The sequence below is a fragment of the Streptococcus halitosis genome (genome assembly GCF_027691175.1).
Taxonomy (GTDB): Bacteria; Bacillota; Bacilli; order Lactobacillales; family Streptococcaceae; genus Streptococcus; species Streptococcus halitosis_A.
The window spans coordinates 434,202-451,406 of record NZ_JAQFBD010000001.1 but is presented as its reverse complement, the minus strand read 5'-3'; the positions used below and the strand labels follow the sequence as shown (position 1 = coordinate 451,406).

The following is a 17,205-nucleotide window of genomic DNA, read 5'->3' as shown; positions in this document are numbered from 1 at the left end:
CCTCCTAGAATAGTGGCTGATACCTTTCATTTAGTCTGAGCGCCTGCAGTTCGTCGTGAATCGTAAAGAGCATGCCACTCAAAATTAAAAAGAGTCCGGGAATCATGCTGACTTTTAACAAACTCTCATCCTTCAAGACAAACAAGATCGGAAGTCCAGCCAAGGTAACGTTAAAGACTGCACCTATCAGAGCAAATCGGAGAACCAAGCGATTGATAAAGCGACTAGTATCCTCACCGGGATAGACTCCGTAAATGTAATCTCCTGATTGCTTCATCCGATCTGCGATTTGTTGACCACTCACATTGACAAAAGCAAAGGCAATGCTAAAGACAAAGAGGATAAGGATATAAGCGTAAATCCACAAGGGTTTCCCCATCGCATACTGCTCCAGTAGGGCAGGGTAGAGTGGATTGCTCTTATCCAGATGTTGAAGCAAGATCAAGAGATAGGAAGGCAAGGCCATGAGACTCATCACATACATATAAGGCATGCCACCCGCAGGATTGAGCATGATTTCCAGATACGAATAGCGTTTAAAGCGAGAATGAAGCCCGATTTTATTGATAGGGATGCGGTATCTAGCTCGGTAAAAGAGAACGACTAGATAGGTAAAGAGGACACCAAGTATCAGCAACAGGAAAAGCAACCAAGGAGAGATCTTATGAACTTGGACCGATTGGATGATGTCCTGAGGGAGTGAAGCCACCATACTTGCCAATAAAATGACGACAGGGCCTCCAACTCCGATAGATGCATTGATGTCTGACAGCCAAACCAAGAAGAAGGTCCCCGCAACCAAAAGGCTGGTATTGAGGAGAAAGACCAAGAAGGGATTGTAGGGAGCTTGGACAGGAAGGTTTGTAGTCAAGGCCAAGGCCTGAATCAAGGCAATCCCTAACGTCAAGTACATTTTCCGTCTATCCTGAACTTCTGAAGAAACTGAGTTTAAGCCCAATTTTTTTGAAAAGGAAAACATCTGCCATAAGATCATAGCTGACATCCAGGGGGAAAGTCCGATGGAAAAGAGAGAGAGACTACGAAGATTTCCACCAGTCAGGGCTACTGAAAAGTCCAGATAGGCTGCGCTGCCTCCGAGAAAATTCCGACTATTGAGGTCAACAAAGGGAAGAGCGATACGACTTCCAAGCACATAAATAAAGAGCAAAAATAGGGTGTGCATCCCTTTTTTTACTGCTATCGATGAACGAAATTCTTTCACTAGCTCCTCCTTTTCATTTTAATCCTTCAATTATCCTATCAGAGGGGAATAATTCAGCATTTTTATCTTAGCATCTTCAAATCCTCATCTCAGTTTTCGTGAGGTTTCTCCCCCAGATAAGCCTTCAGAGCTGCTACCATTTCTTCCGGTCTTTCTGCTGAGAAAATACCCGCATAGGCACTTTCAGGTAGTTCTCGCGACTGGGTATTGTCAAAAGTCAAGATCGGTTTCTCAAAGCGTGAAACATAGTCATAAACAACACTCAACTTGTTATCGTGGTTAATATCTAGGTAGACATCTGTCTGCTGGATCAGTTTCTCGACCAAGAGGGGGAAGGTGTTGGGATAGAGGGTCACATTTTCAAAACGTGACAAGAGCATGAGTTCAGGTGCCATCGTCGTATAGGCTGCGATGTAGAAATGCACCTCTGGCAAGGCTTGAACCAGATAGTCGATTTTCTCAAGATGCCAAGAATTGGTCAAATTAACACAAGTCATAACTGGCTGATAGACTGTGACTGGATAGTCAATTCCGGCCTGACGCCATTTTTCAGTAATAGCAGACCACTCCATCAGATGATAGTGCCACCAAACCTCACGCAAACGCCCAACCGAATGAGTATTCCACGGTTTGTCCTGAGATAGGAAATGCAAGATAGCTGGCAGGGGCTCTAGGGGAATCTGGAAGATAAACTCATGTCCATGCGATGCAGCCCCACTGTCAAAACCAATCTGGAAATTATATTTCTGATCCAGAGGAGCATAGCTGTCATGAAAGAGCATATTGAGGATGGACTGGTCTCCCTCACTCACATGTTGGTGTTCCCGCTCCGTCAACTCAACTAGCTCTTGTCTCACAGCTTCTGCTCGCCATTTTTTGTTATTAATCAAGAGTACACCTGCATTAAAGCCAACCCCAACTCCAAAACAAGATGGTGTGGCAGCCAGGTAGTTTTCACCTAAGTCCATTTCAAAGAGGGGCGTCAGGTCAGCCGTCACTACCAAATCACTGTCCAAGTAAAGTACCTTATCCTCTTCGACAAAATCAGGGATAAAATAACGGGCAAAGGTCATGTGGTTGATATGGGGCAATTTGTTACTCCAGTTCATCTGAAACTGGGCGCCAAGCATCTTGACATCCACTAACTCACCGCCCATTTGCTCTACTATCGGTCTGAGAGCACGGAACCACTCCTGGGGAATATCCTGGTTAAAGATATAGACCTTGACATGGCTATTATGGTAGCAGAGAGACTTAAGTGCTGTTTCAATCTGACGAATATAGGCATAATCTCCTGCGAGAACAATTGTTTTTTTCATTTAGTTTCCTTCAGTTCACAACGACTGCTTCTGTGATTCCAAAAGCGTACGGATAGACTCGATCATTTGATCTACGGCTGCTGGTGAGTAGACATGACTGTAACCACTCAAGTCATGACTAGTGGTCTCAAAAGCAAATATAGGGATTTCTCTTTTCTGCACCTCTTGGATAATGTTTGCAATTTCATCCTCATGATTGATATCCAAGTAAAAGTCAATCTTTTCCAAGACTTTTTTGACATTCATGGGATTAAAGTAAGGATAGAGGCGTACATTCAGATGCGATTGCAAGTTCATGATTTCCGGCGCAAAATTGGTATGAGCTAGGATAGAGAACTCAACATCTGGCAGTTCTTGGATCAGGTGTTCGATTTGCTCTATGTGACACGTATTGGTAAAAATAGCGGTCGCATACTGGGGAGCCTTAACTAAAGATGCCAATCCTTTATGGAAATCACATTTTTTCATGACAATATCAGACCACTCTAGTCCGTAGTAAAACCACCAGTCCTCCCTCAAACGGTTGAGGTTGATTTGGTACCAAGGCTTGTCCCCTGTATAATGGATAATCTTGGCTGTCTTCTCAGTAGCAAGAGAATCCCTATACCAAGAATCCATCTGGTAATTTCGAGCCACTGTATCCATACCAACCATAAAATTATAGGTAGCTGGCAAAGGTTTCCAACGACCTTCAAACAGGTGATTTAACACACCCTGATCACCAAAAACTTGGTCATGCAGTTGGTCTGTCAAACTCAACAAGTGCTCCGTCACCTTTTCTTGGCGCCAGAGAGCCACATTAATCAGCAAGACACCTGCATTAAAAGTGCTAGGAACTAGAGCATCTGCGACAGCAGCTACTGGCCAGTCTGCCATATCTTCTAAAAAGAGTTGATCTAGGTTTGATCTAACGATAATATCCGAATCCAGGTACAAGGCTAGGTCTTCGCTAACAAACTGAGGAATAAAATAACGAAAGAAAGTTGCATAACTTAGGTGGGCTAGTGGTAAACGATACTCTTTCAAACCTTGATGACTAATCTTGACATTGACGATTTTTGAGGCTAGAGGCTCTAGACGTCTCTCCATGAGCTGAAACCATTCTGATGGCAAATCATCATTGAAAACATAAAAAGTCACTGCTCGGTTATGGGCGCAGATTGACTTGATTGTTGTTTCAATCTTGTCCATATATGCATTATCACCACCGAGCACAATGGCTTTTTGAAGCTCTTTTTTCATTTCGTCCCCTTTTCTTTCCACATTCGTTTGGCTACTTTTCTACTACTATAGTTCTGATTTTTTCGATGATTATCTCACCTTCCTATTATACCTTTTCCCCTAGTTTATTTCAAACTCAAAAGAGGATTTCCCTCTTCTCACATATAGAAAAAACCTTTGAAAAATCATGTTTTCAAAGGTTTTCCATTTTACTATTTATTCATTGATTTTTATATCTTATCAATGACTTTCTTGATCGTCATTCTGACTCTTCTTGGCAAGAAGACCGATACCTGTCACAGCTGTCAATGCTCCCAACAAAGCAGATGCTACCGAAGTCGACGCTCCTGTATTTGGCAAGGCTTGTTTCGGCTTGCTTGAAGCGGATTGACCTTGGCTTGCAATGTTTGCCATTGAGAGAGAGGTGCTTGTTGAAGTAGATGCCAGAGCACTTACTGATGCAGATCTACTAATAGAATCTGAAGTCGAGAGACTAGCGCTAATCGACACCGACTCGCTCACAGACATACTTGCTGAAATCGAAGCACTTTCTAGAGTCGATTCACTGGCGAACATGCTAGCTGAGAGTGATGCGCTCGTTGAGGTAGATTCGCTCACTGATGTACTTGCTGAGATCGAGGCACTTTCCAACGCTAACTCGTCTGCTAGCATACTTGCAGAAGTTGAAGTACTTGTTGAAGCAGACTCACTCTCGCTTACTGAGACAGATTCACTTGTGCTTACTGAGACAGACTGGCTGGCGCTCGCTGAAGCCGATTGACTCGAACTTACCGATGCAGATTCGCTGGCGCTCGCTGAAGCCGATTGACTCGAACTCACCGATGCTGATCGACTCGAACTTACTGAAGCAGACTGACTTGCGCTTGCTGACGCAGATTCACTTGCGCTCGCTGAGGCGGATTGGCTTGAGCTTACAGATGCTGATTGGCTTGCGCTCGCTGAGGCGGATTGACTCGAGCTTACTGATGCCGATTCGCTTGAACTTACTGAAGCGGACTCACTTGCGCTCGCTGAGGCGGATTGACTCGAGCTTACTGAAGCTGATTGGCTCGAACTTGCGGATGCTGACTCACTTGAGCTTGCCGAAGCTGACTGACTTGAGCTAACCGATGCAGATTCGCTGGAGCTTACTGAGGCTGATTGACTGGCACTCACCGATGCGGACTCACTTGCGCTTACTGAAGCTGACTGGCTCGCGCTGGCTGAAGCAGATTCACTGGCGCTCAATGATGCAGATTGACTCGAACTTGCAGATACTGACTCACTTGCACTCGCTGAAGCTGACTGGCTTGAGCTTGCTAACGCTGATTGACTCGAGCTTACTGAAGCGGATTGGCTGGAGCTTGCAGACGCTGATTGGCTCGAACTTGCCGACGCTGATTGACTCGAGCTTACTGAAGCTGATTGGCTCGAACTTGCCGACGCTGATTGACTAGCGCTTACTGAGGCGGACTGGCTCGCGCTCACTGAGGCGGATTCACTTGAACTTGCTGAAGCCGATTGGCTGGAGCTTACTGAGGCGGACTGGCTGGAGCTTGCAGATGCAGACTGACTGGCACTCAATGAAGCCGATTGACTCGAACTTACCGATGCTGACTGACTGGCGCTGGTTGAAGCTGATTGGCTCGAACTTAATGAGGCAGATTGGCTAGCGCTCACTGAGGCGGATTGGCTAGAGCTGACCGATGCTGATTGGCTAACGCTGACTGATGCAGACTGGCTTGAGCTGACTGACGCTGATTGGCTAGCGTTCACTGAGGCAGATTCACTTGCACTCGCTGAAGCTGACTGACTAGCACTTACTGAGGCTGACTCACTTGCGCTGGCTGACGCAGATTCACTTGCGCTCACTGAAGCGGATTGGCTCGAGCTTGCTGAGGCAGATTCGCTTGAGCTGACTGAGGCTGACTGGCTAGCGCTTACTGAGGCTGACTGACTTGAGCTTGCTGAGGCAGATTGACTAGAGCTCGCTGAAGCGGATTGGCTCGAGCTTGCAGATGCCGATTCGCTTGAACTTACTGAGGCAGACTGGCTGAAGCTTGCTGAAGCCGATTGACTTGAGCTTACTGAAGCAGATTCACTTGCGCTCAATGAGGCTGATTGGCTAGCACTTACTGAAGCGGACTGACTAGCGCTGGCTGATGCCGATTCGCTGGAGCTTGCAGATGCAGACTGGCTGGAGCTTACTGATACCGATTCACTTGAGCTTACTGATGCCGATTGACTCGAACTCAATGATGCTGATTGGCTCGAACTTGCTGAAGCAGATTGGCTGGCGCTCGCTGACGCGGATTCGCTTGAGCTTGCAGATGCAGATTGACTAGCACTTGCAGATGCGGACTGACTTGAGCTTACTGAAGCCGATTCGCTTGAGCTTACCGAAGCAGACTGACTAGCGCTCACTGACGCGGATTCGCTTGAGCTTACTGAGGCAGACTGGCTGGCGCTGGATGATGCCGATTCGCTTGAACTTACTGATGCTGACTGACTAGCGCTCGCTGAGGCGGATTGGCTTAAGCTTACAGACGCTGACTGGCTTGAGTTCGCTGAGGCTGACTCACTTGCACTCAATGATGCAGATTGACTTGCACTCACTGACGCGGATTCACTGGAGCTTGCCGACGCAGATTGACTTGCACTCGCTGAAGCGGATTGACTCGAGCTCACTGAAGCTGATTCACTTGAGCTAACCGATGCAGATTGGCTTGCGCTGGCTGAGGCAGATTGACTTGAGCTGACTGAGGCTGATTGGCTCGCGCTCACTGAAGCGGATTGGCTGGCGCTCGCTGAGGCGGATTGACTCGAACTTACTGATTCAGACTGGCTCGCACTTGCTGATGCTGACTCACTCGCACTTACTGAGGCTGACTGGCTAGCGCTGACTGAGGCTGACTGGCTTGAACTCACTGAAGCGGATTGACTAGAGCTCGCTGAGGCTGATTCACTTGCACTTACTGAAGCTGATTCGCTGGAGCTTACAGACGCGGATTGGCTAGCGCTCACTGAAGCTGATTCGCTGGAGCTTACAGACGCGGATTGGCTAGCACTTGCATAGGCGGATTGGCTCGAACTTGCCGACGCAGATTGACTAGTGCTGGCTGAAGCGGATTGACTTGCACTTGCAGACGCAGATTGACTAGCGCTGGCTGAAGCGGATTCACTTGAACTTACCGATGCAGACCGGCTGGAGCTTACTGAAGCTGATTCACTTGCACTCGCTGAAGCGGATTGGCTAGCGCTCGCTGAGGCTGACTGACTAGCGCTCGCTGAAGCAGATTGGCTTGAGCTTACGGACGCTGACCGGCTAGAACTTGCAGATGCAGATTGACTAGCACTCAATGAAGCGGATTGGCTCGCACTCACTGAGGCTGACTGACTAGCGCTCGCTGAGGCAGATTGACTTGAGCTGACTGAGGCTGATTGGCTCGCGCTCACTGAAGCGGATTGGCTGGCGCTCGCTGAGGCGGATTGACTCGAACTTACTGATTCAGACTGGCTCGCACTTGCTGATGCTGACTCACTCGCACTTACTGAGGCTGACTGGCTAGCGCTGACTGAGGCTGACTGGCTTGAACTCACTGAAGCGGATTGACTAGAGCTCGCTGAGGCTGATTCACTTGCACTTACTGAAGCTGATTCGCTGGAGCTTACAGACGCGGATTGGCTAGCGCTCACTGAAGCTGATTCGCTGGAGCTTACAGACGCGGATTGGCTAGCACTTGCATAGGCGGATTGGCTCGAACTTGCCGACGCAGATTGACTAGTGCTGGCTGAAGCGGATTGACTTGCACTTGCAGACGCAGATTGACTAGCGCTGGCTGAAGCGGATTCACTTGAACTTACCGATGCAGACCGGCTGGAGCTTACTGAAGCTGATTCACTTGCACTCGCTGAAGCGGATTGGCTAGCGCTCGCTGAGGCTGACTGACTAGCGCTCGCTGAAGCAGATTGGCTTGAGCTTACGGACGCTGACCGGCTAGAACTTGCAGATGCAGATTGACTAGCACTCAATGAAGCGGATTGGCTCGCACTCACTGAGGCTGACTGACTAGCGCTCGCTGAGGCAGATTGACTTGAGCTGACTGAGGCTGATTGGCTCGCGCTCACTGAAGCGGATTGGCTGGCGCTCGCTGAGGCGGATTGACTCGAACTTACTGATTCAGACTGGCTCGCACTTGCTGATGCTGACTCACTCGCACTTACTGAGGCTGACTGGCTAGCGCTCGCTGAGGCAGATTGACTTGAGCTGACTGAGGCTGACTGGCTTGAACTCACTGAAGCGGATTGACTAGAGCTCACTGACGCAGATTGGCTTGAGCTTACGGACACAGACTGGCTGGCACTTACTGAAGCCGATTCGCTTGAGCTGACAGACGCTGACTGGCTCGCGCTCGCTGAAGCAGATTGGCTTGAGCTTACGGACGCAGACTGACTAGCGCTCGCTGAAGCGGATTGGCTAGCGCTCGCTGAGGCTGATTCGCTTGAACTTACTGAGGCTGATTGACTAGCGCTAGCTGAAGCGGATTCACTTGAACTTACCGATGCAGACCGGCTGGAGCTTACTGAAGCTGATTCACTTGCACTCGCTGAAGCGGATTGGCTAGCGCTCGCTGAGGCTGACTGACTAGCGCTCGCTGAAGCGGATTGGCTCGAACTTACTGAAGCTGATTGGCTATTACTTACTGAAATTGACGCTTGATTTGGCGTGATTTGCCCATTAAATGTATCTGAAACCAAACCATCCACTGTCGTACTTGCAGTCACCGGTCCACTAGGAAGTCGTCCTCCATTACGATCATATACTTTCTTCAACTCATTTGCAGTAAAGGTTACACTAGTCGAGCTCCCCGTTGCTTGTTTGGTGAATGTTTCCCCTGCAATTGTAAGAGTAACAGTCCCACCTGGAGTCACTCCATCTACCGTAATCGCTTGATTTGTGAGACCACCTTTTTCGTTAAGGAAACGTTCCTCAATTCTAGGTGTCTGAGGGCGAACCTCAATCGGAATCTCTACTTCATCCGTACTTCCATCTGGATAAGTTACCACCGCTGTCAAAGTATGCCGACCAGCAGACAAATTCGTATTGGTTCCAGATTTCCAAGTATAGGTTATTCTAGTTCCCTTAGTAATTCCTGTAGTAGGTAATTCTGGCGTCCCTGTAGCATTCGTGATGTACTGACTGGCTTCACCAACAGAAACAGTCCCTGAATTAGCCGTTAGAGTAAAGTTTCGATTCACCTCAGCATTGATAGCTGGTTCGTACTTTTCAGACTGAGCATGGACTTCAAATTGAATTGCGGCAGGGTTGGCTGTTAAATCTTTTACAAGACCTACGTCAGTAGTATTTCCGCTAAAATTACCTTCCTGATCATAGGTGAAAACATAACGGGTCCACAAACTATTTACTGCTTGATTTTTTCCAACAGAACCCGTGATTGAAACGGTGAAAGGATTTGATGCTGTAGCATTTCCATCTTTGGCTAGTTTATTTGTTGGAACAATCATTCTGATACTTTGACCATTACTCGTAGTGAATGAGACAACAGTTGAAGTAGCCGGATAGGCCGCGGGAACAGCAGTAGGAACAAATTTTGCATGTTCAATTCGACCACTGTTATCAGTAAACTCAATGGTCGCAGAAAAATTTTCTTCTCGATAAATTTTAAATTTTTGTCCTTCTAGAACTGCGCCACCTGTAACGGTTATTTTCTGAAGTTCTGGCTTCTCTGTATCCCTAGCAGCTCTGAAGCTAGCGGTATTTGAAGCTTGGGTCAAAGCTTGTCCGTTTCTGCTGTCACGAAGTCCAGAGTTGGCACGTAACACAGCATTTGCAATACTGTTTCGAGCTTCTGTAGCCTTATTCAAAATAGGAGTAAGATCAGAAACCTCCCCTTTCAAGGCCTCTGCTATCTCATTCTTCGCTAGACTAGCCTTCGTGATCGCCTCATCCGAGTTTGGAAGTCCCTGCGCTTGAGCTAGAAATTGCCCAATCTCAGCAGACAAGGCCTCTAATTTCTTCCGTTTTTCTTCACTTTGCTTTTCTGTCAAGGCTACAGAAGTCATTGTGAGACTCGATTCAGCCGTCACACCTTCATTCTTTACATGACCAGACTGACTTCGAGGCAAGGATTCTGTAGAAAAATCAACTGCTTTTAATTCTTTTGAAGGTTGTGATTCTTTCACTGTCTCCCGAGCTGACTCACTTGTTTGGTACTGACTTTGAACACCAACCGAAGCTCTCTCTGACAGATTACTATTCGCTTGATTTTGTGTTCCAAGGGAGTCACTTGAACTAGCAGTTACACTTTGACTGTTTGCCAAAGATTGACTAGTAGAAGCAGATTGGCTCATCGACTGGCTTACGCTAGAGGAGTTTGAGGCACTGATAGACTGACTCGTAGACGCAGATTGACTGGCGCTCTGCGAATTGAATTCTGACAATGACTGGCTTTGACTGATAGACAGAGACAAGCTAGCGGCATCTTGATGATCCTGTGTCGTCCCCAGCACTACTGAATCTCTCGTCGCCAGGGTATCTTTTGATTCGACAGTCTTTTCAACAGCGACTGCATCATTGGCATAAACACGCGTTTGCGTCGCAGCAAAACCACCTAAGATCGTTCCCGTAGCTGCTATCCCTTTCAAGACATCCAAGCCGGTCAACTTCTGACCTTCTTGCTTTTCAACCATTTCTGTCTTTACTTGGCTCGCATCCGCACTTCCACGCATCACCTTAAATAAGCCAAAAAGGGAAGTCGAGACCCGTAGCCAATGCTTCCCTGATTTGATTAATTTGAACCGAGTTACACGGTCTGTTTCTCTATATTCACCCTTCTGGCGTCTAAAAAACATGTTCATCCCCTCAACTTGAAAAAGATCTATTCACCTATAAAATACTATCTTTTTATTATATACCAAATATACCGACAATTCAATATCTATAACACACTCTAAAGAAAGAAAATGATTTCAAAAATAACTTCATTTTAAATCTATTCTGTTTTTTCGATATAATCTTCATTTTTTACTCTGTTAATATATTTTATTTATTTTCTAACCATTTCTAAATGCTTAAAAAATTGAGTAACTAATTCCAATTACTCAGGGAATTAATTTTTATTCAAAATATAGAAAAAGTCCATGAATCAATAGCATCCACAGACTTTTAAGAATAGAGTATTTAAAGGCAGTTTCACAAATGAATCAATGAGGCCGGTAGCCGAGGTAACTTTCTATCCTTTCCAACAAAAAAATCCACGAATCAAAAACATTCGAGGACTTTTCTTACGACGTATTTAAGCAAAATGCCATACTAATTAATAGCCTTAATCTACGACACTGAGTTTTACAAATCGATTTCATTTGTAAAACGTGGTTACGACGGAAAAATCCACGAATCGATAATATTCGTGGATTTTTCCTAGTGAAGCGTTTAGGTAAGTCGATTTTACACTACGACACGGAGTTTGGCAAATCGATTCTATTTGCCAAACGTAGTTAGTAAGGCAGTTAGCTAGTTCGCCAAATAGCGACTAGCGTCCAACAATTAGGAACTTTAGTTCCAATTGTTGGTGCTGAGTTACATTTTCTCTTCCAACTCTACGTCTGGATACTTGTCTGCAAACCAGCGGAGGGCAAAGTCATTTTCAAAGAGGAAGACTGGTTGGTCGAAGCGGTCTTTAGCCAAAATATTGCGGCTTGAGGACATCCGTTCATCCAAGTCCTCAGGCTTGATCCAACGAACGGTCTTTTTACCCATTGGGCTCATGACTACTTCTGCATTGTACTCGCCTTCCATGCGGTGCTTAAAGACTTCAAACTGGAGTTGTCCCACAGCCCCTAGCATGTACTCGCCAGTTTGGTAATTCTTATAAAGCTGAATGGCTCCTTCTTGCACCAATTGCTCAATCCCTTTGTGGAAAGATTTTTGTTTCATAACGTTCTTAGCAGAAACTTTCATGAAAATCTCAGGGGTAAAGGTTGGCAGTGGTTCAAATTCAAACTTATTTTTTCCAACTGTCAAGGTATCCCCAACCTGATAAGTACCAGTATCGTAAACACCGATGATATCTCCTGCCACGGCATTGGTTACATTTTCACGACTTTCTGCCATAAACTGGGTGACATTAGAAAGCTTGGCAGTCTTCCCAGTACGAGGCAGATTGACACTCATCCCTCGCTCAAACTCACCTGATACGATACGAACAAAGGCGATACGGTCACGGTGACGAGGGTCCATGTTGGCTTGGATTTTAAAGACAAATCCTGAGAAATCCTTGTCATAAGGATCCACAATTTCGCCATCTGTTTTCTTGTGGCCATGTGGTTCTGGAGCAAACTCAAGGAAGGTCTCAAGGAAGGTCTGCACCCCAAAGTTAGTGAGGGCTGAACCGAAGAAGACCGGAGTCAGTTCTCCTGCAAGAATAGCTTCTTCTGAAAATTCATTTCCTGCTTCTTGCAACAGTTCGATATCGTCCTTAACCTGAGCGTAGAAAGGATTGCTGCCAAAGAGCTTATCCCCATCTTCCAGACTAGCAAAACGTTCATCCCCTTTATAAAGCTCCAAACGTTGGTTATAGAGGTCATACAATCCTTCAAAGGCTTTCCCCATACCGATTGGCCAGTTCATCGGATAGCTCGCAATGCCAAGGACTTCTTCTAGCTCTTGCAAGAGGTCCAGTGGCTCACGACCGTCACGGTCCAGCTTGTTCATAAAGGTAAAAACTGGAATGCCACGGTGCTTCACAACCTCAAACAATTTCTTGGTTTGGGCCTCTATACCCTTGGCAGAATCCACGACCATGACCGCAGCATCCACCGCCATCAAGGTACGATAAGTATCTTCTGAGAAGTCTTCGTGCCCTGGTGTGTCGAGGATGTTCACGCGCTTGCCGTCGTAGTCAAACTGCATAACAGATGACGTGACCGAAATCCCACGTTGTTTCTCGATATCCATCCAGTCAGACTTAGCAAAAGTCCCTGTTTTCTTCCCTTTTACCGTACCAGCCTCACGAATCTCGCCCCCAAAGTAGAGCAACTGCTCAGTGATGGTTGTTTTCCCGGCGTCCGGGTGAGAGATAATGGCAAAGGTACGGCGTTTCTTGATTTCTTCTTGAATAGTCATAAGTTCTCTTTCTTTGATTTTCTATTTTAGTTGTTTCAGTAGCTAAGAATGATCTCTACATTGGATTTTACCATTCCTTTCAACTCTCCATTATAGCGGATTTTGGGGAGTTTTTCAATTGCTCATCTGATGAAAAGGCAAGCTAAAGCACAGATTGCGCCTGATTTCTCTTTTTCCACCGTTTCTTGAACAAGATATCAAAGAGAACAAGAGCCAGTGAAAGGATGACCGACACAAGGAGGTACTTTATCCATAGAGAAGCATTCGAGATAAACGGGGTATCTCTTAAGAGACCATAATTTCCACCCGTTACCTGATTAACCCCAACTAAAAAGAGGTTGAGAATAAAGGTATAGGCTACAATCATATACTTCTTAAGCAAGGTCTTGTCATAGTGATTCATCAAGTAAATCAAGGAATTCACTAGAAGGGCATAGTGCCCAATCAAAAATGAAAAACTGGTAATATGGGGGAAATCATAGGGGTCAAAAACAGGGTAAACCAAAGCAAATACCGCTCCACTTGCTCCTAAGAGGGCAAAATATTGCTTGCTCCGCCATTTATCTGGCAAGAAAACCACCGCAAACATAGCCAAACGGCAATGATAAAAAGGAAGACTATTAGAAAATGGGATCCCAAAGCCAACATACCAGCTATATAGGGCTAGCAACTGGAGGATCTGAATCCCCTTAAACAAGCGGACAAATTTCGGATTTTTGTGATAAACAAGCGCTCCATAAATACAAAGCACTAAGAGAAGCATCATGATCCCATACCAAAAGAGCGAAATGGGAGGAGGAACCGTTTGAGATCTGGTGATAAATTGATGGAACATATTTCTATCCTAACCCTTATTTTCTCTATTCTCTAGTTTAACCATTATAGCGAATTAAAAGCGATTTTTCAATTTCTATTTCTTTTCAGTTTGGCTCCCTTATTTATAGGAAAATATGGTAAAATAGAACAGACTAAAAATCATCATTTCACGAAAGGATGCAAGATGAAAATTACGCAAGAAGAGGTAACACACGTTGCCAATCTTTCAAAATTAAAATTCTCTGAAGAAGAAACTGCTGCCTTTGCGACAACCTTGTCTAAAATTGTTGACATGGTTGAATTGCTGGGCGAAGTCGACACAACTGGTGTCGCACCTACTACAACCCTGGCTGACCGCAAGACCGTACTCCGCCCTGATGTGGCCGAAGAAGGAACAGACCGTGACCGCTTGTTTAAAAACGTACCTGAAAAAGAAAACTACTATATCAAGGTACCAGCTATCCTAGATGATGGAGGAGATGCCTAATGACTTTTAATAACAAAACTATTGAAGACTTGCACAACCTCCTTGTCTCTAAGGAAATTTCTGCTACTGAATTGACACAAGCCACGCTTGAAGATATCAAGTCTCGCGAGAAAGCTATCAATGCTTTTGTCACTATCGCTGAAGAACAAGCCCTTGCTCAAGCTAAAGCCATTGATGAAGCTGGAATTGACGCGGATAATGTCCTTTCAGGAATTCCACTGGCTGTTAAGGATAATATTTCTACTGACGGCATCCTCACAACTGCTGCCTCAAAAATGCTCTACAACTACGAGCCAATCTTTGATGCGACAGCCGTTGCCAATGCCAAAGCTAAGGGTATGATTGTTGTCGGAAAAACCAACATGGACGAGTTTGCCATGGGTGGATCAGGTGAAACTTCTTACTACGGTGCCACTAAAAATGCTTGGGACCACAGCAAGGTTCCCGGTGGTTCATCAAGCGGTTCTGCCGCAGCTGTAGCTTCTGGGCAAGTCCGCTTGTCACTTGGTTCTGATACGGGTGGTTCCATCCGCCAACCTGCTGCCTTCAACGGGATCGTTGGTCTCAAGCCAACCTACGGAACGGTTTCACGTTTCGGTCTCATTGCCTTCGGTAGCTCATTAGACCAGATTGGACCTTTTGCACCAACTGTTAAAGAAAATGCCCTCTTGCTCAATGCGATTGCCAGCGAAGATGCTAAAGACTCTACTTCTGCTCCTGTCCGCATTGCCGACTTTACTTCAAAAATTGGTCAAGACATCAAGGGAATGAAAATTGCTTTGCCTAAGGAATACCTTGGTGAAGGGATTGACCCAGAGGTTAAGGAAAACATTCTGAATGCAGCCAAACACTTCGAAAAACTTGGTGCTATCGTCGAAGAAGTCAGCCTTCCTCATTCTAAATACGGTGTTGCCGTTTACTATATCATCGCTTCATCGGAAGCCTCATCAAACTTGCAACGCTTTGACGGTATCCGTTATGGCTACCGCGCAGAAGATGCAAGTAACCTTGATGAAATCTATGTAAACAGCCGTAGCCAAGGTTTCGGTGAAGAAGTGAAACGCCGTATCATGCTAGGTACTTTCAGCCTTTCATCAGGTTACTACGATGCCTACTACAAGAAGGCTGGACAAGTCCGTACCCTCATCATCCAAGATTTCGAAAACGTCTTTGCGGATTACGACTTGATTTTGGGACCAACTGCTCCAAGCGTTGCCTATGACTTGGATTCACTCAACCACGATCCAGTTGCCATGTACTTAGCTGACCTCTTGACCATTCCTGTCAACTTAGCAGGTCTCCCAGGAATTTCGATCCCTGCTGGATTCGCTCAAGGTCTACCTGTCGGTCTGCAATTGATCGGTCCTAAATACTCAGAAGAGACCATTTACCAAGCTGCTGCTGCCTTTGAAGCAACAACAGACTACCACAAACAACAACCCGTGATTTTTGGAGGTGACAACTAATGAACTTTGAAACAGTCATTGGACTTGAAGTCCACGTAGAGCTCAACACCAATTCAAAAATCTTCTCACCTACTTCTGCCCACTTTGGAAATGACCAAAACGCCAACACTAACGTGATTGACTGGTCTTTCCCAGGAGTTCTGCCAGTTCTCAATAAAGGTGTTGTCGATGCCGGTATCAAGGCTGCTCTTGCCCTCAACATGGACATCCACAAAAAGATGCACTTTGACCGCAAGAACTACTTCTATCCTGATAATCCAAAAGCCTACCAAATTTCTCAATTTGATGAGCCAATCGGCTACAACGGCTGGATTGAAGTGGAGCTAGAAGACGGTACGACCAAGAAAATCGGTATCGAACGCGCCCACTTAGAAGAAGACGCTGGTAAAAACACCCACGGTACAGATGGCTACTCTTATGTTGACCTCAACCGCCAAGGGGTGCCATTGATTGAGATTGTATCTGAAGCGGACATGCGTTCCCCAGAAGAAGCCTATGCTTATCTAACTGCCCTAAAGGAAGTCATCCAGTACGCTGGCATTTCTGACGTTAAGATGGAAGAAGGTTCCATGCGTGTGGATGCCAATATCTCCCTTCGTCCTTATGGTCAAGAAAAATTCGGTACCAAGACTGAGTTGAAAAACCTCAACTCCTTCTCAAACGTTCGCAAGGGTCTCGAATACGAAGTCCAACGTCAGGCTGAAATCCTTCGCTCAGGTGGTCAAATCCGCCAAGAAACACGCCGTTACGATGAAGCCAACAAAGCAACCATCCTCATGCGTGTCAAGGAAGGCGCTGCCGATTACCGCTACTTCCCAGAACCAGACCTCCCACTCTTTGAAATTTCAGACGAGTGGATTGAGGAAATGCGCACTGAATTACCAGAGTTTCCAAAAGAACGTCGTGCGCGCTACGTGTCTGACCTTGGCTTGTCAGACTACGATGCTAGCCAGTTGACTGCAAACAAAGTCACTTCTGACTTCTTTGAAAAAGCTGTTGCCCTCGGTGGCGATGCCAAACAAGTCTCTAACTGGCTTCAAGGTGAAGTTGCTCAGTTCTTGAATGCTGAAGGCAAAACACTGGAACAAATCGAATTGACACCAGAAAACTTAGTAGAAATGATTGCCATCATCGAAGACGGCACGATCTCTTCTAAGATTGCCAAGAAAGTCTTTGTCCACCTGGCTAAAAATGGCGGTGGCGCGCGTGAATACGTGGAAAAAGCAGGCTTGGTGCAAATCTCAGATCCAGATGTTCTGATTCCAATCATCCACCAAGTCTTTGCGGATAACGAAGCTGCTGTTGCCGACTTCAAGTCAGGAAAACGGAATGCAGACAAGGCCTTTACTGGATTCCTCATGAAAGCAACCAAAGGCCAAGCCAACCCACAAGTTGCCCTTAAACTCCTTGCACAAGAATTGGCGAAGTTGAAAGAAAACTAGACAGAAAAAAACCAGCCCTAAGGTTGGTTTTTTCTTCTCTACCAACTCCCAATAACTATTTTGGCTTTATTTCCAGAGTATTTTATG

General features: G+C 45.9%; 9 protein-coding genes. 3 read left to right on the top strand and 6 right to left on the bottom strand.

From position 1 onward, the window contains the following. Window positions 1-4 precede the first annotated feature (4 nt). From secY2 to PG086_RS02145, 6 genes are all read right to left on the bottom strand, one after another. Window positions 5-1,222 carry an accessory Sec system protein translocase subunit SecY2 gene (gene secY2 / locus PG086_RS02170; RefSeq protein WP_049520882.1) on the bottom strand — a complete coding sequence of 406 codons (1,218 nt, stop codon included), beginning with the start codon at window positions 1,220-1,222 and terminating at the stop codon, window positions 5-7. Between the two features lie 89 nt (window positions 1,223-1,311). Continuing rightward, window positions 1,312-2,541 carry a glycosyltransferase gene (locus PG086_RS02165; protein ID WP_270747631.1) on the bottom strand — a complete coding sequence of 410 codons (1,230 nt, stop codon included), beginning with the start codon at window positions 2,539-2,541 and terminating at the stop codon, window positions 1,312-1,314. 15 nt (window positions 2,542-2,556) lie between these two features. Continuing rightward, window positions 2,557-3,783, bottom strand: coding sequence for a glycosyltransferase (locus tag PG086_RS02160; protein WP_270747630.1), 1,227 nt, complete (start codon window positions 3,781-3,783; stop codon window positions 2,557-2,559). Window positions 3,784-4,002: 219 nt separating this feature from the next. Then, window positions 4,003-10,635 (bottom strand): accessory Sec-dependent serine-rich glycoprotein adhesin, encoded by a 6,633-nt coding sequence (locus tag PG086_RS02155; protein ID WP_270747629.1) that lies wholly within the window; start codon window positions 10,633-10,635, stop codon window positions 4,003-4,005. Window positions 10,636-11,362: 727 nt separating this feature from the next. Further along, entirely contained in the window at window positions 11,363-12,907 is a 1,545-nt protein-coding gene (locus PG086_RS02150) for a peptide chain release factor 3 (protein WP_000155100.1), read from the bottom strand. Between the two features lie 142 nt (window positions 12,908-13,049). Beyond that, the gene (locus PG086_RS02145; protein WP_033583732.1) at window positions 13,050-13,742 is read right to left on the bottom strand and encodes a TIGR02206 family membrane protein; all 693 of its coding nucleotides are present in this window, start codon (window positions 13,740-13,742) and stop codon (window positions 13,050-13,052) included. Window positions 13,743-13,907: 165 nt separating this feature from the next. On the opposite strand from PG086_RS02145, the gene gatC reads away from it, so the two are divergent. From gatC to gatB, 3 genes are read left to right on the top strand one after another with little or no spacing between them, the layout of a single operon-like run. Then, window positions 13,908-14,210, top strand: a complete 303-nt coding sequence (gene gatC / locus PG086_RS02140) for an Asp-tRNA(Asn)/Glu-tRNA(Gln) amidotransferase subunit GatC (RefSeq protein WP_033583734.1) — start codon at window positions 13,908-13,910, stop codon at window positions 14,208-14,210. Next, window positions 14,210-15,676, top strand: coding sequence for an Asp-tRNA(Asn)/Glu-tRNA(Gln) amidotransferase subunit GatA (gatA, locus tag PG086_RS02135; RefSeq protein WP_109289679.1), 1,467 nt, complete (start codon window positions 14,210-14,212; stop codon window positions 15,674-15,676). Before gatC ends, gatA begins: the two co-directional genes overlap by 1 nt. Beyond that, entirely contained in the window at window positions 15,676-17,118 is a 1,443-nt protein-coding gene (gene gatB / locus PG086_RS02130) for an Asp-tRNA(Asn)/Glu-tRNA(Gln) amidotransferase subunit GatB (RefSeq protein ID WP_001008648.1), read from the top strand. The genes gatA and gatB overlap by 1 nt, the downstream gene beginning before the upstream one ends. Window positions 17,119-17,205 lie beyond the last annotated feature (87 nt).